22 protein-coding genes are annotated in these 24,717 nt (G+C 45.8%); 2 read left to right on the top strand and 20 right to left on the bottom strand.

Annotated elements, in window-relative coordinates:
• Nucleotides 1-71: 71 nt before the first annotated feature.
• Entirely contained in the window at nt 72-641 is a 570-nt protein-coding gene (locus C7R56_RS03540; RefSeq protein ID WP_107995215.1) for an SF0329 family protein, read from the bottom strand.
• 62 nt (nt 642-703) lie between these two features.
• Between C7R56_RS03540 and C7R56_RS09010 the strand changes: the two genes are divergently transcribed.
• Nucleotides 704-871 (top strand): hypothetical protein, encoded by a 168-nt coding sequence (locus tag C7R56_RS09010; RefSeq protein WP_159072144.1) that lies wholly within the window; start codon nt 704-706, stop codon nt 869-871.
• A 53-nt stretch (nt 872-924) separates the two neighbouring features.
• Here C7R56_RS09010 and C7R56_RS03530 read toward each other — a convergent pair whose 3' ends face one another.
• The 19 genes from C7R56_RS03530 to C7R56_RS03440 all read right to left on the bottom strand — a co-directional run bounded on the left by C7R56_RS03530 (nt 925) and on the right by C7R56_RS03440 (nt 23,902).
• Nucleotides 925-1,581 (bottom strand): amino acid ABC transporter permease, encoded by a 657-nt coding sequence (locus tag C7R56_RS03530; RefSeq protein ID WP_107995213.1) that lies wholly within the window; start codon nt 1,579-1,581, stop codon nt 925-927.
• 7 nt (nt 1,582-1,588) lie between these two features.
• On the bottom strand, nt 1,589-2,236 hold the full coding sequence (locus C7R56_RS03525; protein ID WP_107995212.1) for an amino acid ABC transporter permease: 648 nt from the start codon (nt 2,234-2,236) through the stop codon (nt 1,589-1,591).
• 12 nt (nt 2,237-2,248) lie between these two features.
• Nucleotides 2,249-3,046: a transporter substrate-binding domain-containing protein gene (locus C7R56_RS03520; RefSeq protein WP_159072143.1), complete on the bottom strand. Its 798-nt coding sequence runs from the start codon at nt 3,044-3,046 to the stop codon at nt 2,249-2,251.
• A gap of 28 nt (nt 3,047-3,074) precedes the next feature.
• Nucleotides 3,075-3,803, bottom strand: coding sequence for an amino acid ABC transporter ATP-binding protein (locus C7R56_RS03515; protein ID WP_107995210.1), 729 nt, complete (start codon nt 3,801-3,803; stop codon nt 3,075-3,077).
• 570 nt (nt 3,804-4,373) lie between these two features.
• Nucleotides 4,374-4,730: a 30S ribosome-binding factor RbfA gene (gene rbfA / locus C7R56_RS03510; protein WP_086627880.1), complete on the bottom strand. Its 357-nt coding sequence runs from the start codon at nt 4,728-4,730 to the stop codon at nt 4,374-4,376.
• A gap of 38 nt (nt 4,731-4,768) precedes the next feature.
• Entirely contained in the window at nt 4,769-7,222 is a 2,454-nt protein-coding gene (infB, locus tag C7R56_RS03505) for a translation initiation factor IF-2 (protein WP_107995209.1), read from the bottom strand.
• 22 nt (nt 7,223-7,244) lie between these two features.
• Nucleotides 7,245-7,553, bottom strand: a complete 309-nt coding sequence (locus C7R56_RS03500; protein WP_107995208.1) for a L7Ae/L30e/S12e/Gadd45 family ribosomal protein — start codon at nt 7,551-7,553, stop codon at nt 7,245-7,247.
• A complete protein-coding gene (gene rnpM / locus C7R56_RS03495) occupies nt 7,550-7,834 on the bottom strand; it encodes an RNase P modulator RnpM (RefSeq protein ID WP_106449474.1) in 285 nt (94 codons plus the stop codon). The genes C7R56_RS03500 and rnpM overlap by 4 nt, the downstream gene beginning before the upstream one ends.
• Before the next feature lie 18 nt (nt 7,835-7,852).
• Nucleotides 7,853-9,154 (bottom strand): transcription termination factor NusA, encoded by a 1,302-nt coding sequence (gene nusA, locus C7R56_RS03490; protein ID WP_107995207.1) that lies wholly within the window; start codon nt 9,152-9,154, stop codon nt 7,853-7,855.
• Between the two features lie 32 nt (nt 9,155-9,186).
• Nucleotides 9,187-9,660 carry a ribosome maturation factor RimP gene (gene rimP, locus C7R56_RS03485; RefSeq protein ID WP_107995206.1) on the bottom strand — a complete coding sequence of 158 codons (474 nt, stop codon included), beginning with the start codon at nt 9,658-9,660 and terminating at the stop codon, nt 9,187-9,189.
• Between the two features lie 170 nt (nt 9,661-9,830).
• Nucleotides 9,831-14,168, bottom strand: coding sequence for a PolC-type DNA polymerase III (locus C7R56_RS03480; protein ID WP_107995205.1), 4,338 nt, complete (start codon nt 14,166-14,168; stop codon nt 9,831-9,833).
• An 83-nt stretch (nt 14,169-14,251) separates the two neighbouring features.
• Complete coding sequence (gene rseP / locus C7R56_RS03475) at nt 14,252-15,526, bottom strand: RIP metalloprotease RseP (RefSeq protein WP_107995204.1); 1,275 nt, start codon at nt 15,524-15,526, stop codon at nt 14,252-14,254.
• A gap of 36 nt (nt 15,527-15,562) precedes the next feature.
• Nucleotides 15,563-16,357 (bottom strand): phosphatidate cytidylyltransferase, encoded by a 795-nt coding sequence (locus C7R56_RS03470; protein WP_107995203.1) that lies wholly within the window; start codon nt 16,355-16,357, stop codon nt 15,563-15,565.
• A 10-nt stretch (nt 16,358-16,367) separates the two neighbouring features.
• Entirely contained in the window at nt 16,368-17,129 is a 762-nt protein-coding gene (locus C7R56_RS03465; protein ID WP_107995202.1) for an isoprenyl transferase, read from the bottom strand.
• Nucleotides 17,130-17,301: 172 nt separating this feature from the next.
• Nucleotides 17,302-17,859 carry a ribosome recycling factor gene (gene frr / locus C7R56_RS03460; RefSeq protein WP_107995201.1) on the bottom strand — a complete coding sequence of 186 codons (558 nt, stop codon included), beginning with the start codon at nt 17,857-17,859 and terminating at the stop codon, nt 17,302-17,304.
• Between the two features lie 2 nt (nt 17,860-17,861).
• Nucleotides 17,862-18,584, bottom strand: a complete 723-nt coding sequence (gene pyrH / locus C7R56_RS03455) for a UMP kinase (RefSeq protein ID WP_086627869.1) — start codon at nt 18,582-18,584, stop codon at nt 17,862-17,864.
• 87 nt (nt 18,585-18,671) lie between these two features.
• The gene (gene tsf, locus C7R56_RS03450) at nt 18,672-19,553 is read right to left on the bottom strand and encodes a translation elongation factor Ts (protein WP_107995200.1); all 882 of its coding nucleotides are present in this window, start codon (nt 19,551-19,553) and stop codon (nt 18,672-18,674) included.
• A gap of 136 nt (nt 19,554-19,689) precedes the next feature.
• Nucleotides 19,690-20,475 carry a 30S ribosomal protein S2 gene (rpsB, locus tag C7R56_RS03445; protein ID WP_086627867.1) on the bottom strand — a complete coding sequence of 262 codons (786 nt, stop codon included), beginning with the start codon at nt 20,473-20,475 and terminating at the stop codon, nt 19,690-19,692.
• 190 nt (nt 20,476-20,665) lie between these two features.
• Nucleotides 20,666-23,902, bottom strand: coding sequence for a DEAD/DEAH box helicase (locus tag C7R56_RS03440; RefSeq protein WP_159072142.1), 3,237 nt, complete (start codon nt 23,900-23,902; stop codon nt 20,666-20,668).
• A 170-nt stretch (nt 23,903-24,072) separates the two neighbouring features.
• Between C7R56_RS03440 and C7R56_RS03435 the strand changes: the two genes are divergently transcribed.
• Nucleotides 24,073-24,690 carry a lysophospholipid acyltransferase family protein gene (locus C7R56_RS03435; protein WP_107995198.1) on the top strand — a complete coding sequence of 206 codons (618 nt, stop codon included), beginning with the start codon at nt 24,073-24,075 and terminating at the stop codon, nt 24,688-24,690.
• Nucleotides 24,691-24,717: the final 27 nt, after the last annotated feature.

Here is a 24,717-nt window from a genome sequence, read left to right as displayed (position 1 = left end):
TTACTGAAACAAAAAAGGAACCGCTCAGCTGACTAGCTTGAGCGGTTCCTTTTTTGTTTCTGCACCAGCCACTAAATCGTGGCGCGTCTTAAGCTGTAGAAGTATTGCACAATCGGATGCTTCATTTTTACGGATTTTTCCATGTCCATGATCCGCTTTTTGCCGATGCGCCTGTCCAGCAACGCCAAACAATTCAATAATATATCCGTACTGGCAAGACTGGCTTCGATGGGTTGGGTAAGAAACACATTTGCGGTTTTGTAGAAATCAGATTTGCTTAAAGCCACTTGGGCGGCAATCGTATCCTTCGCGTAAGCCAACAGTTTGCGGTCCCTCGCGATCACTGCCAACCGTTCTTCCGGCACTTTTCCGCCGGTTTCCTGCCTGATATGCTCAATTTCGGCCTCGCTGAGCGGAATCACGACGGCGGGATCATTTTTGATATCCTGTTCCGACTGGTACCACTTCATCCCAGTCGTTCCGTCCTTCATGTTGAAGATTTTTTTATTGTCCACGGCTATGCAGCACTGGCCGTTTTTATCGGGTGAATAGCGGTAGCTAGTGGATAGGTACCCCACTCTGTCCGCCATCGCAGGCGCGAGGAAGTTCTCCAGCAGCGGCTTCATCTTACTCCAGATCATAATATCCTCCATCAGACAACTTTATTGTTGTCCATTTATTCTTCAATCTGACTTTTATCATTATGGACAATAAAGATAGGGTAGGTCAATCCTATTTTAACATCAAAATCGTATTTTTTTTGAAAGTCGATCGGCAGAACTTTATCCTGACCTGGGAACAGATGGACAAACAAGCCATCTACATTGCAGCAGGGACGCCCAATCAGACGGAAACGCAGACAAAAGAATAGGATTCCGGTTTTATCCCGGAACCCTATTCTTTTCATTTTTTCAATAAGTAGAATCAATAATCGACTTCAAAGCGTTTGGAAGCCTTCGAAAGCGTGTGGCAAATGATCCAGTACAGGAAAGCCATGATGACGTACATCGGCAATACATAGGCCGAATCCATCGAATAGATGATCTTTGAGCGGTAAGTCAGCTCCGAAAACGAGATGATCGTCGTCAGGGAGGTATCCTTGATCAAAGATATGAATTGCGACACCAAAGACGGAACCATCGAACGGACGCCTTGCGGTATGATGATGTGCCGCATCGTCTCGGCAAAAGTGAACCCAGTCGAAAGCCCCGCTTCCATTTGCCCCACTGCGACTGATTTCAGTCCGGCGCGTACGATTTCTGCGATCATGCATGATTCGAACACAACGAAGGCGATCAATGCCGCTCCAAAGGCACTGAAACGATAGCCTAACTGCGGAAAACCAAAATAGAAGACCACGATAATCAAGAGCAAAGGCACGCTGCGGATGACGTCCATAAGGAAGCCGAGAGCATTCGACGCGACCGGAACCTTCATGTAACGGATGACCCCGAGTCCTAAGCCGATGATGAAACTGATTGCGATGGCCAGCACGGAGAAAGATAGTGTGCTGCCTACGCCCTTCATCAGATAAATAAAATTGCCATTTGACAAGGCACCTGTAATATCAAACATCTTCATTGTCCCCCTATGCCATTTCCATTTTTCGTTCAATATGCGCCATCAGGTAATTCAAAGGCAGCGTGATGATCACATAGAACATGCTGATGACCAGATAGGAGCCCATCATATTGAATGTTTCGCCTGCTATTAGGTCCCCGTAATACATCAAATCCATTCCGGCTACGAAGCCTAAAACCGAGGAATCCTTCACCAAGGTAATGAATTGATTCCCTAACGGCGGGATGACGATTTTGAAAGCTTGCGGCAATACGATATGGTACATCGTTTCCCAGTAGGAGAAGCCTGAAGCAAGCCCAGCTTCCAGCTGGCCGGCCGGTACCGCTTGGATTCCGGTCCTCACGATTTCCGCGATGAACGAGGTCGAGTAGATGACCAAGCCGATCGCCCCGGCAATCATTCCGTTCACTTTGATGTCCAACGCCATCGGAATGGCAATGTAGAAAAACATGGTGATGACCAGCAGCGGAATATTTTTGAAGCATTCCACGTAATAGCCGCTGATTTTATTCAAAGTCTTGTTCTTGGCAACATGGAACATGGCCAAAATGGTTCCGAAAAGCAAACTCAGCAGCATCGAAACCATGCTGATGGCCAAAGTGTGCCAAAAAGCTGTTAGTAATGTACTATAATGCTCCGTTAATATTTCAATCATTTCCCGCACTCCTTAGTAATAGTCGCCGAACCACTTATCTTCGATTTCCGCTAAAGTGCCGTTTTCTCGAATGGTTGCGATTGCTTCGTTTAATGCTTCCCGGAATGCGTCCTCATCCTCGTTGAGCGCGATTCCGTATGGTTCATCGGTGATTCTTCCGCCGGCAAATCGGAAACCGGACGTTTTCGACATCATCCCCATCAAAACGACATTGTCGGATGTGTAGGCATCAGCTTGGCCGGCAATCAAAGTCGTAAAGGCTTCGGATTCCGTGTCATATTCCCTTGTCGGGGCTTGCGGCGCAATCGTCTTCATATTGATCATCATCGTTGTTCCTTTGGCTCCTGCGACAATCGTGTCGGCAGTCAAATCTTCGATCGCTTGGATTTCGCTGTCCTCGGGCACGATCAATGCTTGACCGCCGATATAATAGGAGTCCGTAAAATCAACTTGCTTTTCTCTTTCGTCTGTAATCGTCATCGTACTGATGACGGCATCCGCTATGTTGTTCTTTACAAATGCCACCCGGTTCTGACTAGATACCTCAACAAAAACCGCATTTTCAGCAGACCCAGTGATCACTTCAGTCAGCGCGCGCGCAACATCAGAATCATACCCGGCTACTTCACCTGTCTCTACATTCAATTGCCCTACTAAGGGTGTGGTAACGTTGGTGGCCCAGACAATTTTCTTGTCCCCGCTTTCTATGCGCTCCATCACGCTTTTATCCGAAACTTTCATGCAGCCGCTCATCAGAAGCAGCGACAGCGCACTTGTCAAGAGCACTTTTTTCTTCGTAACTTTCATCATACCATTGCTCCTTATTTTCGACTTTAAATTAGTGGTTGATAACTTTGCTGAGGAACTGCTTGGCTCGTTCGTCTTGAGGATCCAAGAAAAAGGACTCGCTCGGGCGGTCTTCCAGGATTTCGCCATCTGACATGAACAACGTACGGTCGGAAACCTCGCGCGCAAAGCCCATTTCATGGGTCACCACAATCATCGTCATCCCCTCTTTGGCAAGGTCCGACATGACCTTCAATACCTCTCCAATCGTTTCAGGGTCCAGTGCAGAAGTCGGCTCATCAAACAGCAGCACTTTCGGATTCATTGCCAAACCGCGCGCAATTGCGACACGCTGTTTCTGCCCTCCGGACAACTGATTCGGATACATGTCCTTTTTATCCAACAGCTGCACTTTGTCCAAAAGTTTTTCGGCCTGCTCGATAGCCTCTGTTTTGGATTTCTTCAACTTGAAGATCGGAGCCAAAGTGATATTTTCCAACACTGTTTTATGCGGATATAAATTGAAATGCTGGAACACCATACCGACTTCCTGACGGATCAAGTTGATGTTGGTGTTTTTGTCGTGGATATTAACCCCTTCGATCAATAATTCGCCTTCGGATATTTCCTCCAATCCATTGATGCAGCGGATCAAGGTGCTTTTACCGGAACCAGATGGACCAAGTATGACGGTCACTTCTCCTTGATTAAACCTGACATTGATATTTTTCAAAGCGTGGAAACTGCCGTAATACTTGTTGACATTCTTAAATTCAATCATTTTTTGGATCTCCCCATTGTGTAATATTTAACTTTTATTAAAGCAAAGTTAGAAACAAATTACAATAGCAATTTCTTAATGTTAATTCGATTATTCACAAAATAATTCGTATATAGCGCTTCCATTTTTGGTTTACGGATTTTTACCTTCACATCATTCGCAATTTGTACGATACTCTAGGCCGGATCGATTAAATGGATAATTGGCGATCAGTTGACTTTATGGCAGTTTCACCACTTAATGATTAGAAAATCCCAACCAATCAGATTGCTTCCCGCAATCAGGAGCTGTCCAGAATATTTTTTTAATTTTGCCATATCCTTCTTTTGCATTTTCCAATATATGGCATTTCGGTTAGAACAGATTGGACCCAACTCTAAAACCCGCTAAATTTGATCTGTAAGCACGTATAGTCAAACGACGCATTCTGGAGTCAATGCGCTCGCAAAAATCTACTCCGGGCAATTTTATGTGCCTTTAGGAGCTGATTTGTGATCGTTATGCAAAAAAAGACAGACACAATGATCATTACAATCGTTGTGTCTGTCTTTTAGTGCGAAAATATGAAATCTATTTTTTTTCGTCCTCGTGCATCTTGCGGATCAATTCATCGATCTTGCTGCCGTAAGCCACCGATTCATCTCGTTTGAAGATCAATTCTGGTGTCTTGTAAAGTGTCAGACGCGTCCCTAGTTCCTTGCGGACAAGGCCAGTAGCCTTATCCAATCCTAGTTGCGTTTTTTCACGATCGCTGGCAAGTTCCGACAATGTGCTGTAATAGATGGTTGCTTGTTGCAAATCACCGGTGATTTCCACATCAGTGATGTTCACATTCGCAACACGCGGATCTTTTACACGCTTAGCCAGGATATCATTCACTTCGCGTTGTATTTCTTGCTTTATTCTTCCGGCTCTGAAATTAGCCATATCGGTTCACCTCTCACTTGCTTTATTGCTGTTGCGATTTATTTCTTGATTTCAACCATATGGTATGCTTCGATGACATCATCGATGCGGATATCATTGTAATCTTCGATCATCACACCACATTCGAAGCCTTTTTTAACTTCTTTGGCATCATCCTTGAATCGCTTCAAGCTGGCAAGTTTGCCGTCGAAAATGACGATGTTGTCGCGGATGATACGGATACTGCTGCTTCTTCCGATGTAGCCATCCGTTACGAAAGCTCCACCGATTGTGCCGACTTTAGAAACTTTATAAGTTTCACGGATAAGCGCTTGACCGGTTACTTGCTCTTCGAATTCAGGATCCAACATGCCCTTCATCGCTGTTTCGATTTCATCGATGGCGTTGTAGATGATACGGTGCAGACGGATGTCCACATTTTCACTGTCCGCTTGGATTTTCGCCTGAGGAGTCGGACGGACATTGAATCCGATCATGATCGCGTTGCTGGCTGCCGCCAAGGTAACGTCACTCTCGTTGATTGCGCCTGCCGCCGAGTGAACAATCTTGACGCGGACACCTTCGACCTCGATTTTTTGTAAGCTCGCAGCCAAGGCTTCAACTGAACCTTGCACGTCAGCCTTGATGATGACATTGACATCTTTGAGTTCTCCGTCTTTCAAGCTGGAGAACAAGTTATCCAAAGTCACGCGATTCTGCGTTGAACGTTGTTCCATAAGGGCACGTTTCGCACGTTCTTCACCGGCCTGACGCGCTGTCTTCTCATCTTCAAAGACAACAAAGTGATCCCCGGCTTGCGGTGCTGCATTCAAACCTGTGATTTCGACAGGCATTGCAGGTCCAGCCGTTTTTACGCGTCTGCCTTGATCGTTGGTCATTACGCGGACGCGACCATGAGTATAACCGACTACGATCGGATCGCCAATTTTCAAAGTACCTGACTGCACCAACACGGTAGCAATCGGTCCTTTGGATTTATCCAAACGGGCTTCGATTACGGAACCGATCGCTAAACGATTCGGATTAGCTTTCAATTCCTGGACTTCAGCAACCAACAAAATCATTTCCAACAATTCTTCGATCCCTTGACCGAACTTAGCTGAGATGTTGACGAAAATCGTTTCGCCGCCCCAAGCTTCCGGAACCAAACCTTGGTCGGATAGTTCCTGCATAACGCGATCTGGATTTGCAGTCGGTTTGTCGATTTTATTCACGGCAACAATGATAGGAACATCAGCCGCTTTTGCGTGGCTGATAGCTTCGATTGTCTGTGGCATCACACCGTCATCAGCTGCGACAACGATGATCGTGATATCTGTGACATCCGCTCCGCGGGCACGCATGGTCGTGAAGGCAGCATGTCCAGGTGTATCCAAAAATGTGATCGGCTTGCCATCGATTTTTACCTGATAAGCGCCGATATGTTGCGTGATTCCGCCTGCTTCGGTTTGGATTACGTTTGTATTGCGCAGTGAATCCAAAAGCGTCGTTTTACCGTGATCGACGTGACCCATGATAGTGACAACAGGTGGTCTTGAGACTAAGTCTTCCGGATTTTCTTCGATTTCGAAATAGCTGTCCAAATCGGAAATATCCTGAACGACTTTTTCTTCGGCTTCGATGCCATAATCAGTAGCCAACAATTCCAAAGCGTCTTTGCCTAATGCTTGGTTTTGAGTGACCATGATGCCCATCAGGAATAATTTTTTGATGATTTCCGCTGGTTCACGGTGCAGTTTTTTGGCAACTTCCATTACATTCATGCCGTCTGTATAGACGAAAGTTTCCGGTAACTCGCGGAATTTGCGTGGCGGTACTGCCGGTCCTTGCTTGGTGGCGCCTTTTTTGAATTTTGAGCGCTTATTTTTGTTGTAGGGATTATTGCCTCTCCCTTGATTTCCTTGACTGCGTGGATTGGATCCGCCTGAATTTTGACCGTAAGATGGACGGCTTGATTTGGCTGGCGCATTAGTAGTAGTATTAGTGTTTGCAGTTTTCTGCACTGGTTTATCATTTGATTTGTTTGGCGAAACAGAGTCAACTCGATTCATTTTAGTATTTGGACGATTTTGTCCAGCTTGGCTTGTGGCTTGCGCCGGCCGATTTGTATTCTTTTCTGAAGCGTTTCTTGCTTGTCCTTTATTTTCGGAACCGTTTTTTTGATTCGGAGAAGGATTCGATGGTTTATCTTTCATGTCTGTTTTTTTCCTCAGTTCACTCTTATCAGTAGGTTTATGTGTTCCGGTTGCAGGCGACTTTTTGTTGTCTGCTGGTTGCTTGTTCTGTGTCGCATTGGTTTGCGGTGCACTTGGCTTGGCAACCTGGTTTCCCGCAGGGGAAGAGATGGATTGGTTCAACTTTTTGATGTCTCCGTCTTCCATGGTTGACATATGGCTATGATAATCGATCCCCAATTGTTTTGCTTTATCCAACACCGTTTTACTTGGTATCTTGTGTTCGTTTGCATACTCGTAGACACGTTTTTTTTCCATGTCATCACCTTCCCTTATCTCATTACTTTGTTCCTTTCAGCCGCATGAAACTTTTGGCGAATCCTCTATCGGTCAAGGCGCAAATGGAACGGGACTTGCCTATTGCTTGACTGATTTGTTCCGAAGTGAAATGCACTAGGAACGGGACTTCATAATAGCGGCATTTGTTTTCTAATTTTTCTTTGGTGTTATCGCTGCAGTCCGTCGCACAAAGGACGAAGACTGCTTCATTTTTTTGGATGGACTTGATGGTCATTTCTTCACCTGTGATCAATCTGCCGGCGCGCAATGCCAAGCCCAGCAAATTCAACATCTTATCTTCAGGTGTCATAATAAGCTCCTTGCTTTTTGGTGTTCAACATAATCGAACAACTCTTGATAGAAAGCATCACTGATCGCGGTCTCAAGATGTTTGTCCAAAATGTGTTGCTTCCAAGCTTTCTGCACCAATGCAGGTTCCAGAGAGACATAGGCTCCACGACCATTCATGCGGCCAGTAGGGTCAATGGCGATTTCACCTGCTTGATTTTTTACGATTCGGACTAATTCTTTTTTTGGTTTCATCTCGTTGGAGACGACACATTTCCTCATCGGAACTTTTCTTGTCTTCATAAACCTTCACCTCACTGATTAGTCTTGATGGTCCTCTGCTAGTTCATCATAGCTTTGTTCCGGATCTGTCTCGACTTCCGAGATCAGCTGCTCTACATCTTCAGGATCAAGGATTTGTTCATCATTTTCGTATGCTTCCGCATAATCCGTTTCTTCCGCTGGAACAGCGATATCTTCAGCGACTTCCTCAGCCGGGAACATCTTATCCAAGCCAGCGAAAGAATGAAGCATATCAGCATCTTCATCATCGACTGCAACTTTTTGAGCACCGGATTCCATCAATAACTTATTATACTCCGTTTCGGACTTGATATCGATTTTATAGCCTGTCAATTTTGCCGCCAAGCGCGCATTTTGACCTTTTTTACCGATTGCCAATGATAGTTGATAATCCGGAACGATGACAGTACAACTGCCGTCCGCTTGATGAAAATCTACATTCACGACTTGTGCTGGATTCAATGCATTTCCGATGTAAATCGACGGATCTTCATTCCATTCAACGATATCCATATTTTCTCCGCGCAATTCGTTTACGATTGCTTGGACACGCTGACCTCTTGGTCCTACGCAGGTTCCGACAGGGTCGACGTTCTTATCGCGTGAGCGCACGGCTACTTTTGAACGGTCTCCAGCTTCACGGGCGATCGAAACGATTTCGACTACACCATCGAAGATTTCCGGAACTTCTTGCTCAAACAAGCGCTTCAGCAAGTCGGGATGACTGCGGCTGACAAAAACTTGCGGCCCTTTCGAGGTGTTTTCGACTTTTGTGATGTACACTTTGATGCGGTCGTGCGGCTGGAACGTTTCATTCGGAATCTGCTCCTGCTTGGACAATACCGCTTCAATTTTCCCAAGGCTCACGTAAATGTACCGGCTGTCCATTCTTTCGACGACACCCGTCAAAATGTCATTCTCATATGCGATGAATTGATTGTAGACGATGCTGCGTTCCGCTTCACGGATACGTTGCATGATGACTTGCTTGGCTGTCTGAGCGGCAATCCTTCCGAAATCTTTGGGAGTGACCTCAAAACGGATCTTGTCGCCTAATTCGTATGCTTTATTGATCTGCAAAGCATCCTCCAGACTTACTTCCAAAGTCGAATCAAACACCATATCCACTACTTCTTTAACAGCGTAGACATGGATGTCCCCTTTTTTCGTATCGAATTCCACTTCAACGTTTTGGGCCTGACCATAATTACGTTTGTATGCAGACACAAGCGCAGCTTCCAACGCACTGATGACAATCTCTTTTGAAATACCTTTGTCTTTTTCCAACACTTCAAGAGCACTTAACATTTCTTTGCTCATATTATTCGTTCACTCCTATCTCAAAAAAATGATTAAAATTGGATAGCCAATCTTGCGTTTGCGATCTGTTTTCTTTCGATTTCGATATCTTTTGTTCTGGTTTTGATTCTGATCGTCAATACGACGGACTCGTCATTTATTTCCTTCAACGTTCCTTCGTAGAATTTCTCACCATCAATCGCCTGATAAAAGGACAGATGCACGTATTTACCGATGGCATTCTGCATATCTGCTTCAGTCTTTAATGGACGCTCTGCTCCTGGTGAGGACACCTCCAGGAAATACGCTTGCGGGATCGGGTCAGGGTCGATGGCATCCAACGCTTCACTGACCTTTTCGCTGATCAATGCACACTCTTCGATATCGATGCCGCCTGGCTTATCTATATAGATTCTGAGGAACCAGTTTTTCCCTTCCTTCAAAAATTCCATATCCACTAATTCTAAATTCTGTTCATCAACTATTGGTTGAACCACTACTCGAACTTCATCTACTACACGACTCACAGAAATCCTCCTTTATCAATCCTACACCACTGTCATACATTGGCTGACTGCGTAAAAAGAGTGAGCGTTTCCGCTCACTCCATCCGACGACTTATTCTCATATAATCATACACCATTGTGTCAGTAAATGCAAGGACTTACCAATCTAATGGCTTTGGAATAGCCTTCCCCTAAAAATCAAATAAAGAAAGTTGATTTTCGTCCGGCAAGTTTTTCAACACGCCATTTTCATTCATGTAATCGATGATCGTCTTCGAAACTTTCCCTCGCGTGGCCAAGTCCTCTTTGGATAGGAACGGTTGGGATTCCCTCGCTTGAACGATCTGGTTCGCCACGTTGCCGCCCAATCCCGGAATAGCCCGGAATGGTGCAATCAGCGTATCCCCTTCTATCACGAAATTATTTGCATGCGATTTATCGAGATCGACCATCTTGAAGGTGAAGCCGCGCTCGACCATTTCGTTCGCCAATTCCAATACGGTCAGTAAACTTTTTTCCTTGACCGAGGCTTCCAAACCCTTATCCATGATTTCTTTCATGCGGGTCTTGATCATTTCTTTCCCTTGCGTCATCGCGACCAAATCGAAATCCTGCGCGCGCACGGAGAAGAAGGCACAGTAATAACGGATCGGCTGGTGCACTTTGAAATAAGCAACGCGCAAAGCCATCAAGACGTACGCGGCAGCATGGGCTTTCGGGAACATATATTTGATCTTCAGGCACGATTGGATGTACCATTCGGGTATTTCTTTTGCCCTCATGTCCGCCTGCCAATCATCAGGGATCCCTTTCCCTTTACGGACACTTTCCATGATTTTGAAGGCCAGACCGTCATCCATGCCGTGATGGATCAGATATACCATGATGTCGTCACGACAGCCGATAACGTCCGCCAGCGGGATGTTGTTCTCACGGATGAGCGTTTCGGCATTGCCCAGATAGACATCCGTCCCGTGGGAAAGGCCCGAAATTTGCAGCAACTCTGCAAAGGTGTTTGGACTCGTTTGCTCCAACATTCCCCGGACGAAGCGCGTACCAAATTCAGGTATTCCGAGGGTTCCGGTTTTACTGAATATCTGGTCCGGCGTGATACCCAACACTTCGGTGCCACTGAATATCTTCATGACATCCGGATCATTAGGCGGGATTGTTTGCGGATCAATTCCGGATAGATCCTGGAGCATGCGGATTACGGTTGGATCGTCGTGTCCCAGTATATCCAATTTCAGCACGTTATCATGGATGGAGTGGAAGTCGAAGTGGGTCGTTTTCCACTCAGAATCCTGGGCATCTGCCGGGAACTGGATAGGTGTAAAATCATAGACGTCCATGTAGTCCGGAATGACGATGATGCCACCGGGATGCTGTCCGGTCGTCCGTTTGACGCCCGTGCAGCCTTTTGCCAACCGATCGATTTCAGCCGATGAGAATCTGAAGTTATGATCCCGTTCATAGGCTTTTACATATCCAAAGGCCGTCTTGTCCGCAACGGTACCGATCGTCCCGGCACGGTACACATACTCCTCCCCAAAAAGCTCCTTGGTATAGGCGTGGGCTTGCGCTTGATATTCCCCTGAGAAGTTCAAATCGATATCGGGTACTTTGTCTCCGTAGAAACCAAGGAAGGTTTCGAACGGGATGTCGTGCCCATCGCGGTCCATGTCTGTCCCGCATTTCGGGCAGTCCTTTTTTTCCAAGTCGTAGCCGGAACCAATCGATCCGTCTTCATAGAAATAGGAATATTTGCATTCCGGACAGCGGTAATGCGGCGGCAAAGGGTTGACCTCCGTTATCCCGGTCATGGTGGCTACGAAACTTGAGCCGACCGAGCCCCGGGAACCAACCAAATAGCCGTCTTGGTTGCTCTTCAGCACCAATTTTTGGGAAATCAGATAGATAACCGAGAAGCCGTTGCCGATGATCGAGTTGAGCTCCTTCTCCAGCCTCTTTTCGACCAGTTCTGGGAGTTCTTCGCCATAGAGACGCTTGGCTTCGTCATAGGAAAGTCGCGTGACTTCCTCGTTCGCACCTTCCATGTTCGGTGTATACAATTGATCCTTGATCGGAACGATCACTTCAGTGCTGTCAGCAATTTTTTGGGTATTATATATGACGATTTCCTTGGCCTTCTCTTTTCCCAGAAAAGAGAAGCAGTCCAACATCTCATCTGTCGTCCGGAAATGGACTTCCGGCATATGCAGAACTTTCCCTTGGTTCACTTTCAAGGACCCAATCAATATTTCCCGGTAGATGGCGTCCTCCTTGTTCAGATAATGGACATTCCCGGTTGCGACGACCGTTTTTCCCAGTTCATCCCCGATGGCAACGATTTGAGTGATGATATCCTCCAGATCGCTTTCATTCTTGACTAATTCCTTCGTGATGAGCGGTGCATAAACCTCTTTCGGCATGACTTCGATGTAATCATAGAACTTGGCTTTTTCCTTTGCCACCTCTGCCCCTTTTTGCATCATCGCCTCGAAGATCTCGCCTGCGCTGCAGGCAGAACCGATCAATAAGTTTCCTCGAATCGCCTGCAGGACGCTGCGCGGAAGACGCGGTGTCCGGTAATAATACTCGATATTTGAAGCTGATATGATTTTGAACAGGTCCTTCAGCCCATCTTGATTTTTTGCCAGAATCGTTGCATGGAACGGCCGTGCACGTTTGTAAGAATCGCCGCCGCCAATATATTTGTTGAGGTCATCATGAAACAAGATGTTATGCTCTTCGCGTGCTTCCTTCAGGAATATCCAGCAGAGTGCCCCGGTTGTTTCTGAATCATATACTGCTCGGTGATGCTGTTCCAAGCCGACACCATAGCGTTTCGCCAACGTATTCAAACGATGGGATTTCAACTGCGGATGCAGGAAACGGGACATTTCTAATGTATCAATCACCGGATGTGGCGCCTCTGGCATACCATGGCGTTCATAACTGTTGTTCAGGAAGCCCATGTCAAAACTGGCATTGTGGGCTACAAGAATGGATCCTTCTGAGAATGCCGCGAATTCCTCCAACACCGTTTTTTCCGGTTTGGAGTCGCGCACCATGTCATCGGTTATGCCGGTCAATTGAATGGTCGTCTGAGATAACGGATGCCCTGGATTGATGAACTCTTCGAATGTCTCGATGACATTTCCTTTGTACATTTTTACGGCAGCCAACTCGATGATCTTATCGTATACTGCCGACAAGCCCGTCGTTTCCACGTCGAAAACTACATAGATTGCTTCGCTGAGATCCTCATGGACCGGATTATAGGCAATCGGAACACCATCATCGACGACGTAAGCTTCAACCCCGTACAATATTTTCACGTTATTCGCTTTCCCGGCTGCATGGGCGTCGGGATAGCCTTGCGCGGCGGCATGGTCAGTCAACGCGATGGCTTTGTGCCCCCATTTGGCTGCCTGTTTGACAAAATCACTGATGCCATTGGTGGCATCCATTTGACTCATATTTGAGTGCAGATGCAATTCGACCCTTTTTTCGTCCTCAGGCGCACGATCTTTCCGTTCCGCATGCGCCACCTCATTGACGTCGCGGCCATTCACAACCAAGTCACGCATGAATGTGTCTTCTTGGACACTCCCGCGTACGCGCACCCAGATGCCTTTTTTGACCAGCTCGAAGTTCTGTTCATCTGTTTCATTTGACGAGAACAGCTTCACCGAAAACGAGGAAGTGTAATCCGTCATTTTGAATACGAGCAGTTTTCGGCCGGAGCGCAGTTCACGGATTTCGCTGTCGAAAATGTAACCTTCGATGACAACGGAACGCTCTTCTTCGGTGATCGAAGCCATCTGCTTGATTTCTTCCTTGCCTGAAATTTGTCTGCCGATCAGCAGGGGACCGTTGTTGCCGCCTTTCGACTGCGAGCCGTCGCTGCGTTGTCTGTCCTGTTGGTTTTGTTTGATGGCTTCTTCTGCTTGTTTGACCAACATTTCATCCTGCTCTTGTTTTCTTGCCAGATATTGCGCCATTCTGGCTTCGGATGCTTCTTCGTCCACTTCAATCGTAATCTGGAAACTCGGGAACCCCAAGACGAGATAATTTTGTTGGATGACGGACAGATAGTTGTCCGCTAAATGATTTTTGGTGATCTCATTTTCAACATTGATCACAACTTTGTTGTTCAGGACGACGGGCGTGTGTTTGGCAAAAAGCGTCTGGACAAGCGGCGAGGATATGTTGCTTCGCTGGACGACCGTTTCCCAATAATCCAGAATACTCTCGTTCGTCAAGATTGGTTTCCTTGTTTTGATTTGAAAATCGATCGTTGCAATGGATTGGAACTTTATTTTCATATGGTTCATCAAAGCATTGAACACTTCGAAAGGCAGGACGTTGTCAAAAACGAACTGGAAGGACCATAATTTGGATTTTTTATGCACGATGACCTGTTCGATTTCCCCGTTTTCGAAATACGGCAGATACTCCGGCTTGTGATGCAGATTTATCTGTTCCAGCATCTGCTGGAACAATTCATGTTTCGATAATGCCATTTGATCTCTCCTTCTTAACTAACAAACAAAAAGATCCAAAGAATGAACTTTCCTTTCTTTGAATCTTCTTATTAACTTCCTACTTATTGCCCAAAGAAAAATCTTTGGATGTCGTTCCAAGTGACGATGACCATCAGAAGGAGCAAAAGCCCCATTCCGATAGCAGTGATGATGCCTTCCTTCTCAGGATCCAGCGGCTTGCCTCGGATGCCTTCCACCACGTTCAGCAGCAGTTTCCCGCCATCCAATGCCGGAATCGGCAATAGATTCACGACACCGAGGTTGATGCTCAAATAGGCCAAGAAACTGAGCACGCTCAGAAAGCCATAATCAACGACTTGTTCCGTTGCCGCATAGATGGCGACAGGCCCGCCGAAAGAATCGGCTTGGAAGCCGGTCCTGAACATGGAGAAGACCAATCCAAAGATGGAAGTGGCTATCAACCAAAATTCTTCAAAACCGTAACTGATTTTAGCCATCACCGTGCGATCCATAGGAGGAGCAACACCGATCAGCCCATAATCATTGCCTTGTTCATCGGTTTTCGTTTCGGGCGTGATAAGCACATCACGCGCTTCTTGATTTTCAGTCACAACTGTTAGTGTGATTTCATTGCCCGGATTAGCTTGGATGGATGCAACCAGTTCCGTCCATTCAGCGATTTCTTCGCCATTCACAGCCAAGACTTCGTCATCCTCCCGCAATCCGGCTGCTTCCGCCGGGCTGTCAGGTTGGATTTCGCCTAGGCGATTATCGTTGACCGTAACGCCGCCTTGCACGAACGCAATCGTGATGAATACCGCAATACCCAAAATAAAATTATTCATCGGTCCGGCAAAGTTTGTCATCATCCGTTTCAGCAAGGGAGCTGATTGGTATTGCACATCGATGGGCGCGATCTGAACCTCTGTTCCATCCGCTTCGATGATTGTCGCATCGCGTTTGACTTCATAGGTAACGGGTTCCGAACTTCCCGGAATGATGCCCTTAATGAAGAGCGCCTGTTCCAGATCAGCTTCCAGTAATTCTATCGGAACAGTATGCAAATGCTGTTTATTGCTTAAATCTATTTGAGTGACTTGTTGTGCCTCGTCAAGCGATATGTTAAGCGGCATACCGGGTTTTAACTCGGTATCCTCATCTCCGATGCCTGCCATCCGCACGTATCCGCCTATAGGCAGCATTCTGATCGTATAGGTCGTTCCGTTTTTGCGATGAGAGAAGATTTTCGGCCCCATACCGATTGCGAATTCACGAACCAAAATACCCGCTTTTTTCGCAAAATAGAAATGGCCGAATTCATGGATGATCACTAATATGCTGAACACGATAATGAACGTTATGATTGTCTGAAGCATGTAATCCCTCCCTTTCTGTATCTTGACTTCCCGTTCTTAAAATATGAAATGCAGAAAAATATGGAACACAGGCATCACAAAAAGAGTGCTGTCAAAACGATCGAGCATACCGCCATGTCCGGGCAATATCTTCCCGGCATCCTTGACGCCAAAGTGGCGCTTGAATGCCGATTCGACCAAATCACCCATCTGCCCGCAGACCGAAAGCAGGACTGCCAACATAATCTGGAGGCCCATCGATAAACCCAACGGATTGTAGTAGTGGAAAAACACGATGGCGATCAGCACTGCCGCGATCGATCCGCCGACTGAGCCTTCGATCGTTTTATTGGGGCTGATTGCCGGTGCCAATTTGTTCTTGCCAATTTTTCTTCCGATCATATAAGCGCCGATATCCGTTCCCCAGATGATGAACAGCACTAAAAGCACCATCCAAAATCCGATATCCCTTGTCTGCATAAAGTAATAGAATCCTCTCCCGACATATAAGGAAGTCAGAACGGAAGCAGCTGCATCGTCGAAGGTGAAATCATTTCTTGAGAACACTGTGAATACGAACAGGATCAATGCTTCCAAATAAATCAAAAGCATCGCATCGATGCCGTCTGGGATGAAATGCAAGTAGGATTCCGGCAACATCAAAAGGACGGTCGCCAAAGCGGTGATGATTCCCTCCACGCTGAAAATGGTCAGCTTTTTCATCTTCAGTAATTCTTGGACAGCTATCAATCCTATTGCTGTCATAAGCAGTTGCAACGCCAGTCCTCCAACCCATAAAAATGGGATAAAAACGGCGGCAGCCACTATGCCTGTGATTACTCTTTCCTTCATGGTATCCTCCCTATATGCCGCCGAAGCGGCGATTGCGATGCTGATATTCTGCTAGCGCAGCCCGCAAGCTGGCTGTTGAAAAATCAGGCCAAAATTCTTCCGTGAAGTACATTTCACTGTACGCAGCCTGCCAGAGCAAAAAGTTGCTTAACCGGATTTCCCCACTGGTGCGGATCAGCAAATCGGGATCCTGCCATTCACCAAGCCCGCTCGTGAATAGGTATCCGGCGAATATTTCATCGGTGATTTCGTCTGCCGAAAGCTTTCCCGATGCGACATCACCCGCAATCATTTTCGTCGCTTGGAGGATTTCAGCCCTGGAACCGTAATTCAATGCGAAATTCAGAATCAAGCCGGTATTGTCTTTCGTTTTTTCAATCGCATTTTGCACGACTTTCAGTGTCTTTTCGGGCAGTTGATCGATCCAGCCGATGGTCGTCACTTTGATGTTGTTCTGCATCAATTCCGGCATGAACACATCAAAAAAATCGATGGGCAAACCCATTAAAAAATTGACTTCATCAGTCGGACGTTTCCAGTTTTCTGTTGAAAAGGCATAGAGCGTCAACACTTTTACATCAAGGCGGCTTGCTTCTATGGCTATCCTTTTCACGGTGTTCATGCCCTCTTTATGTCCATAGACACGCGGCATCAATTTTTTCTTTGCCCAACGGCCATTTCCGTCCATGATGATGGCGATATGGGCTGGAACGCTGCCGTTTTCATCGAACGGCAATTCTGTTTTTGGATTCTCACTCTTGAATAGAGCCATGCTTTATCCCTCACTTTTTCATAACTCTCTATATTTTAACAAAAACCCGCCTGAATTCCTATGATTAACAGGAAATTATAAAATTTTTAAGTAGGAGGGCTGATTTAAAAAAGCCAGGGCACAAATCATTCGAAATGATTTGTGCCCTGGCTCTTTTTCAACGGATGAAATTTTAAACGTCCAAAATTTCTTTTTCTTTGTCCGCTGTTATTTTGTCGATTTCTTTGGAAGATTTATCGGTCAACTCTTGCACTTTCTTTTCATAGGTGCGCAACTCATCTTCTGTGATTTCTTTGTTCTTTTCTGCTTTTTTCAACGCTTCGATGGCATCGCGGCGAATATTACGGATAGAGACCTTAGCCGCTTCGTTTTCTTTGCCGACGGTTTTTGCCAACTCTTTGCGTCGCTCTGAAGTCAGTGCCGGGATCACCAAACGGATGACACTCCCGTCATTGGCTGGGTTGATGCCAAGGTCACTTTGGTAAATCGCGCGTTCGATATCACCGATACTGGATTTATCGTAAGGTGTCACCAGCAACATGCGTCCTTCAGGAATCGTGATGGAAGCCAATTGATTCACCGGCGTGTTCGTTCCGTAGTATTCCACTTCGATGCGATCCAATAGACTAGCATTCGCGCGGCCTGCCCGAATCGAGCCAAGTTCGCGGATCAATGCAGCTTCTGTTTTTTTCATTCTGTCGGTCGCATTATCCAGGATTTCTTTAACCATGATTATTTCCCCCTAACAGTCGTTCCGATATCTTCTCCAAGTATAACACGGCGAATATTCCCTTGTCTGTTTAAGTTAAACACAACTAGCGGGATGTCGTTATCCATGCTTAATGAGCTTGCTGTAGTATCCATTACTTGCAGTCCTTTGGAAATAACATCCAAATGAGTCAATTCAGAGAATTTTGTTGCGTTCAAGTCCTTCATCGGATCGGATGAGTAAACCCCATCAACATTGTTCTTAGCCATCAAAATAACATCAGCATTGATTTCAGCGGCACGAAGGGCTGCTGTCGTATCAGTAGAGAAGTAAGGATTGCCGGTACCGGCAGCAAAGATCACAACGCGTCCTTTTTCAAGATGACGGACAGCACGTCTGCGGATGTAAGGTTCGGCAATTTGTCTCATTTCGATGGAAGTCTGAACACGGGTCGGAACGCCTGCATTTTCCAGTGCATCCTGCAAAGCCAAAGAATTCATGACAGTCGCAAGCATACCCATATAGTCGGCTTGCGCTCTCTCCATGCCCATTTCAGCGCCTGTCGTGCCGCGCCAAATATTGCCGCCGCCCACAACGATAGCCATTTCCACGCCCAAGTCATGTACTTCTTTGATTTCTTTAACGATTTCTTCGATCGTCGGCGGATTGATTCCGAAACCAGTGTTGCCCGCTAAAGCTTCACCGCTTAGTTTTAAAACAACGCGTTTGTATTTTGGTTCACTCATTCTATATTTCCCTCCGTAATTGGCTGACCCCTGATCAATCAGGCTTATGACTATGATAAAAAAGCCCCAATTAAGGGGCAATTTTCATTATTTTTTAACTTGGCTCATTACTTCTTCTGCAAAGTCCACAGAGCGTTTTTCGATACCTTCGCCTACAGCGTAGCGAACGAATGATTTAACAGCGCCGCCTTTAGAAGCAGCAAATTGTCCAACTGTTTGATCTGGATCTTTAACAAAAGGTTGATCGTTCAATGAAATTTCGCTCAAGAACTTGTTCAAACGGCCTACGATCATTTTTTCAACGATATTGGCTGGTTTACCTTCGTTCAATGCTTGTTCAGTCAGAACTTTCTTTTCATGTTCAAGTTCTTCTGGAGAAACTTCGTCGCGCGAAACATATTTAGGATTGATGGCAGCGATGTGCATAGAGATGTCTTTAGCAGCATCCGCATCAGCAGATCCTTCCAATAATGTCAATACAGCAATACGTCCGCCTTGGTGTAAGTATGCACCGAAAGCATCAGCATCCGTTTTTTCAACGATAGTAAAGCGACGCAAAGTAATTTTTTCGCCGATTATTGTAGTAGCGCTCAAGATAACATCGTTTAATGTACCTTCAGCAGTTTCGATTGCTAAAGCAGCTTCCACAGTTTCTGGTTTGTTTTTAGCGATGATTGCTGTAATGTCAGCTACCAAGTTTTGGAATTTGTCGTTTTTCGCAACAAAATCAGTTTCTGCATTGATTTCAGCGATTACGGCTGTATTTCCGTCAACAAATACGTTTGCAAGTCCTTCAGCAGCGATACGGTCAGCTTTTTTAGCTGCTTTAGCCATACCGTTTTCTCTTAAGTAGTCAACCGCTTTGTCCATGTCGCCATCGACTTCTACTAGAGCTCTTTTAGCATCCATCATGCCTACGCCTGTCATGTCGCGTAATTCTTTAACCATTTTAGCTGTTACTTGTGCCATTCTATGATTCCTCCTGAATATTCTTTTTCATAAAAAAAGCTGTCCCAAAGAGAATAGAAAAGATGTCGGCTGCCAAATTGGCTATATCTTTCTTCTTTTCTGAGACAGCTCGTTACTTCAAACTAAATAGGAAATATTATTCGTTGTTGCCTTCTACAACTTCAACGATTTCTTCTAATGAAGTTGCTTCGTCAGCTTCAGCTGCAAAAGTTTCTTCAACAGAAATTTCAACTTGATCTTTTCCTTGGTTGCCTTCGATGAAAGCATCAGCCATTTTAGCAGTGATCAATTTAACTGCGCGGATAGCATCATCATTTGAAGGGATTACTACGTCGATCTCATCTGGATCACAGTTTGTGTCAACCATAGCGACGATAGGAATGTTCAATTTGTGAGCTTCTTGAACAGCGATTCTTTCTTTTCTTGGGTCAACGATGAACATTACATCCGGGATTCTAGGCATATCTTTGATACCGCCTAAGAATTTTTCCAAACGTTCTTGTTCTTTTTTCAAGATAGAAACTTCTTTTTTAGGAAGTAGTTCGAAAGTGCCGTCTTCAGACATAGCTTCGATTGATTTCAAACGTTTGATACGTTTTTGGATAGTATCCCAGTTAGTCAAAGTACCACCTAACCAACGGTGATTTACGAAGAATTGACCTGAACGGATCGCTTCGTCTTTGATTGAATCTTGCGCTTGTTTTTTAGTCCCTACGAATAAAGCTACGCCGCCTTCTTCAGCAACGTTAAGCATATATTTGTATGCTTCGTCGACTAATTTTACAGTTTTTTGCAAGTCGATGATGTAGATACCGTTTCTTTCTGTAAAGATGTATCTCTTCATTTTTGGGTTCCAACGACGAGTCTGGTGACCGAAGTGTACGCCTGCTTCCAATAATTGTTTCATTGAAATTACTGCCATGTTTGTTTCCTCCAAGTTTGTTTTTATTTTCCTCCCCCGATTTCTTCTACAGCAGAAACTCATCTTCCGATAAGCAACGTCTGCCGTATCGATCAAGGTGTGAAATGTGGTTTTGCACCGTTGATAATTATATCCAATTATACTGAAAGAAGCAAGTGTTTTTTCTGGAAATGGATATCAAACAGCCTCATCACTGGTTATTCTCGGATTGAATCCCCAAAATCTGCTTGATGTCATCGTTCGTCAACCGTTGTCGGCTGAGCGCCTCTTCCCCTTCGGATACGATCAACTGATCAAAGAGCATCTTTTTGTCCTGCTGCAGCTGATTGATTTTCTCTTCGATGGTTCCCTCAGCGATGAAACGGTACACCTGCACGTTTTTCTTTTGGCCGATGCGGTGTGCTCGCCCGGCGGCTTGCTCTTCTACTGCCGGGTTCCACCATAAATCGAAGAGGATGACGGTGTCTGCGCCGGTCAGGTTCAACCCGGTGCCGCCCGCTTTCAGTGAAATCAAAAATACATCCGTGTGGCCTTCGTTGAACTGGTTGACCAACGTAATCCTTTCGGCTGGAGGGGTTTTTCCGCTGAGATAGAGATGGCTTAAATTTTGCTTGACCAACTCTGCTTCGATCAACTTCAACATGGATGTGAATTGTGAAAACACCAAAACATGCTGGTTGTTCTCTTGAGCATTTTTCAATATTTCGACCAGTTGCTCCAATTTCCCCGAGCCGCCTTCATAGGCTGCATCCACCAAACGGGGATCGCAACAGATTTGACGCAGACGGGTCAGCCCGGCCAAAATCTCCATTCGGTTCCGTTGGAAATCTTCACTGTCATAATCAGATACCTTTTCCTGCAATTGTTGGAGATAAGCCAAATACATGATTTTCTGTTCGCGATTGAGACTGCTATACAGATCGGCTTCGGATTTTTCCGGGAGATCACCCAGAACATCCGCCTTCAGCCTACGCAACATGAAGGGTTTGGCTGTTTTCGAAATATCTTCGAGCGACATTTTTTTGAATTCTTGTAATTTCGGGAACAATCCCGGCAAAATCAATTGGAAAATCGCCCAGAATTCCGTCACGCTGTTCTCGATCGGCGTGCCGCTCAACGCAATATTGACCCGGGCATTCATCTTCGCTATGGCACGGAACGTCTTCGTATTGTAGTTATTGACATACTGGGATTCGTCCAGGATCATCGCATAGAAATCACACTTTTGATAAGATTCGATATCCTGCCGGAAACTTTGATAAGAGGTTATCGCAATGCCGTTCTCGGGCAATTGAGACAACTGCTCTTCTCGCTCCTTCTTCACGCCGCTGATGACACTTATCTGAAGCTGGGGCGCAAATTTTTGGAATTCGTACTTCCAGTTGTAGATCAGTGAAGCCGGCGCAATCACCAAAGCGGGTTTGGCATCATTTTTACCTTCCTCTACTTCGCTGAGCAAGAAGGTGATCAACTGGAGCGTTTTGCCGAGTCCCATTTCATCAGCCAAAATACCGCCTAAGCCGTAGTTGGCGAGAAATTTCAGCCATTTGAAGCCGGTCACTTGATACGGACGCAAATCCGCTTGCAACGTTTTTGGCAATTCAGCCGGAAACTCATTCGGGTGCTTGATGAAATGATACAGTTCGTTAAGGAAATCTTGGCTGCCGACTTCAGGGTTCAGATCATTGATTTCTTTTTCGAGTGTCATGCTCTTGATCATCGGCATGGATATTGTTCCATCATGGAGCTGAGACTCATCTTTGATCAATGAAAGGAAACGATTCATCTCTTTCATTGTTTCCGTCTCCAAAGATAAGATGCGACCGTCTTCCGTCTTGTAATAAGCGTCATTTTTTTTGAGGCTATTCAATAATCTGTCGATCTCATTTTCCGAAATGCCACCGACATCAAACCGGATATCCAAAAAAGAATCCCTTGTCCTGCGTTGAACCGATGTTGAAACTTCAGTATTTTCCACTATCAGATTCTGCAGATCCGGACTTAATTCGACCTCGGCATAACGGCGCAAAACAGGTATTTTCCTGTAAAGAAAGCTGAATAGATCAACATCCTTCGAAGCCAGGAAGGCTATTTGGTTTTCGATTATGTTGAAATCCAGATTTCCCAACACCTGCAGGATCCGCTCTTCACCTATCGTATCCCTGATCAGGAATTGGGACTCCGTTTTCGAAGCACGGTTCTGACGGAAGACCGTTTCCCCGTATTTGAAGAAAATTTCACCTTTTATGCGCTTGGCCGGACCTCGGAAATGGATGGAGACGGTCAGCGGCTCATCAACGATGTTGCGCTCCAGTTCTTCACTGAAGTGCACCGTTCCAATCTGTTTCAGCAAGGGAATAACATAGGTCAGCAAATCCGATACATCTGGTTCTTCGATTCCGATCACATTTGAGTCTTCAAAACGTTTTTCAAAGAACGAGAGGTACCCCAACAGTTTATGTTGCTGCACACTGAGCGGATGGACTTTGTTGCCCTCGATCAACCAGTCGTAATCCAACAGATGGATGATGTTGTCGCACTGGATGCGAAGTTCTATTCCCTTGCCTTTTTTCCCCAAAAGGAATTGATAGCCGGGTTTTTCGGGACTGATTTGCACATCCGGATACGTTTGTTCGCCGGCAATCCATTCGACCCTGCCAGTTTGGATCAAATCCTCCAGAATGGAGTGCGCTGAACTCGGCGGAAGGATCAGGTAGGAATCCAATTTTCTGGCCGTAACATTCAGCAATTGCTTGTTCAATGCAGCGGGTTGCTCCTCCAGCAGTTTATGCAACCGGTAGATGATGGGCTGGTCCATTTCCTGTATCTTCACTGTCCGGAAATCGATCCCATCGCCGAGACGGTATTCCCATTTTTCTTGTTTGATGAATTGTTCCGTAAATTGTTCGATATTGGTGACCATGTAAGGTTTATCGACCCCTGCACGCAAGGAAAGAGCCAATACATGCTCACCAGTGTTTTGCATCAGACTGTTGGGTTTCATGCGCAGAACTTGCAGCGTATACTGCACTAAAAAATCTGCTTGGGTGTTCAGGCTCTGGGCGCCTTTGTTTTCTTGGAAGAAAATCTGCGTCAAATCGTTCACAAATTCTTGACCGGCAGTTTCTGCATCGACCTGAAACTGTTCTGCGCTGCTTTCCGTCAGAATACGGGTACCGCATTTCTCCTTCAGATACAATTCAACAGCGATCGTATGCTTGCAATACTGATGATTTTTCCAGTACTTGCACTGACATACATCCTGTTCCCTGGCTGTCCCATCTAAGGTGACATGATACATTTTACTGCCGAGCACCTCACAATGCCAAACCTGGCTGTGGAAATCCGGTTGCACGGATAGCACGCGATCCTCATTCACATATTCGCGTCCCTCTTGTATCAACTTGTCCGGCATACTCCATTTCACGCTATCACTTCCTCTGCTTCTTGCTGTCCATCCTTTATTGTACTGCAATTTCGTCGAAAAATATACCATCTTCCCCATTGATGGCGGTCCGAACTGAATATTTAACTTGAAATATTCAACAAACTATCTCATACTGATTAGCATAATGCCAAAGCAAAAGGAGCCCTGTCATGTTTTTTAAAACAGTCGTCATCATAGTCAGATTTCTGGTCCGTATCCTGAACGGCAAGACCGAAATCCAAAACAAAGAGTACATTCCGAAAGACACAGTCTATATCCTTGCAGCTCCGCACAGAAGTCTGTTGGATCCCATTTTCATTTCGTTTGGCGTGTATCCGCACGCATTTTCATCAATGGCGAAGCAAGAACTGTTCAAGGGGAAATTCATGAACTGGCTGCTGACTCACATGAACGCTTTCCCTGTCAATCGTGAAAATCCGGGCCCGAGCGCCCTGAAGCAACCTGTTTCGATCCTGAAGGAAGGCAAAACCAATCTGTTGATCTTCCCGACCGGGTCGAGGCATTCCGCAGAAATCAAAGGCGGCACTTCTTCCATCGCCAAGCTGGCCAACGTTCCGATCCTTCCAGTAGTCTATCAAGGTCCACTCACACTCAAGGATCTTCTGAAGCGCAAAAAAGCGACGGTCCGCTTCGGCAAGCCCATCTATCTGCCGAATGAGAAACGCATCTCCAGAGACGAACTGGCTGCCTATGACGAACTGCTCGGAACAACCTTCCGCCAATTGGATCAGGAAATCGATCCGAATTTCGTCTACATCTCAAAATAAAAAACCTGATGTCCGTTACCGGGTCTT

It is taken from the genome of Trichococcus paludicola, from assembly GCF_003052295.1.
In the GTDB taxonomy this organism is placed as follows: domain Bacteria; phylum Bacillota; class Bacilli; order Lactobacillales; family Aerococcaceae; genus Trichococcus; species Trichococcus paludicola.
Note: the sequence above shows the minus strand (reverse complement) of the source record. Positions and strands in the feature narration are given on the sequence as shown.

Coding starts and splice junctions, on each gene's coding strand:
- C7R56_RS09010 (WP_159072144.1), top strand. CDS start 704: ATGGACAATAAAGATAGGGTAGGTCAATCCTATTTTAACATCAAAATC.
- tsf (WP_107995200.1), bottom strand. CDS start 19,553: ATGGCACAAGTAACAGCTAAAATGGTTAAAGAATTACGCGACATGACA.
- rbfA (WP_086627880.1), bottom strand. CDS start 4,730: ATGGCTAATTTCAGAGCCGGAAGAATAAAGCAAGAAATACAACGCGAA.
- pyrH (WP_086627869.1), bottom strand. CDS start 18,584: ATGAGTGAACCAAAATACAAACGCGTTGTTTTAAAACTAAGCGGTGAA.
- rpsB (WP_086627867.1), bottom strand. CDS start 20,475: ATGGCAGTAATTTCAATGAAACAATTATTGGAAGCAGGCGTACACTTC.
- C7R56_RS03515 (WP_107995210.1), bottom strand. CDS start 3,803: ATGATTGAATTTAAGAATGTCAACAAGTATTACGGCAGTTTCCACGCT.
- C7R56_RS03465 (WP_107995202.1), bottom strand. CDS start 17,129: ATGGCTCTATTCAAGAGTGAGAATCCAAAAACAGAATTGCCGTTCGAT.
- C7R56_RS03435 (WP_107995198.1), top strand. CDS start 24,073: ATGTTTTTTAAAACAGTCGTCATCATAGTCAGATTTCTGGTCCGTATC.
- C7R56_RS03525 (WP_107995212.1), bottom strand. CDS start 2,236: ATGATTGAAATATTAACGGAGCATTATAGTACATTACTAACAGCTTTT.
- C7R56_RS03480 (WP_107995205.1), bottom strand. CDS start 14,168: ATGGCATTATCGAAACATGAATTGTTCCAGCAGATGCTGGAACAGATA.
- rseP (WP_107995204.1), bottom strand. CDS start 15,526: ATGCTTCAGACAATCATAACGTTCATTATCGTGTTCAGCATATTAGTG.
- C7R56_RS03540 (WP_107995215.1), bottom strand. CDS start 641: ATGATCTGGAGTAAGATGAAGCCGCTGCTGGAGAACTTCCTCGCGCCT.
- C7R56_RS03530 (WP_107995213.1), bottom strand. CDS start 1,581: ATGAAGATGTTTGATATTACAGGTGCCTTGTCAAATGGCAATTTTATT.
- C7R56_RS03500 (WP_107995208.1), bottom strand. CDS start 7,553: ATGACACCTGAAGATAAGATGTTGAATTTGCTGGGCTTGGCATTGCGC.
- infB (WP_107995209.1), bottom strand. CDS start 7,222: ATGGAAAAAAAACGTGTCTACGAGTATGCAAACGAACACAAGATACCA.
- frr (WP_107995201.1), bottom strand. CDS start 17,859: ATGGTTAAAGAAATCCTGGATAATGCGACCGACAGAATGAAAAAAACA.
- nusA (WP_107995207.1), bottom strand. CDS start 9,154: ATGAGCAAAGAAATGTTAAGTGCTCTTGAAGTGTTGGAAAAAGACAAA.
- C7R56_RS03470 (WP_107995203.1), bottom strand. CDS start 16,357: ATGAAGGAAAGAGTAATCACAGGCATAGTGGCTGCCGCCGTTTTTATC.
- C7R56_RS03520 (WP_159072143.1), bottom strand. CDS start 3,046: ATGATGAAAGTTACGAAGAAAAAAGTGCTCTTGACAAGTGCGCTGTCG.
- rnpM (WP_106449474.1), bottom strand. CDS start 7,834: ATGAAGACAAGAAAAGTTCCGATGAGGAAATGTGTCGTCTCCAACGAG.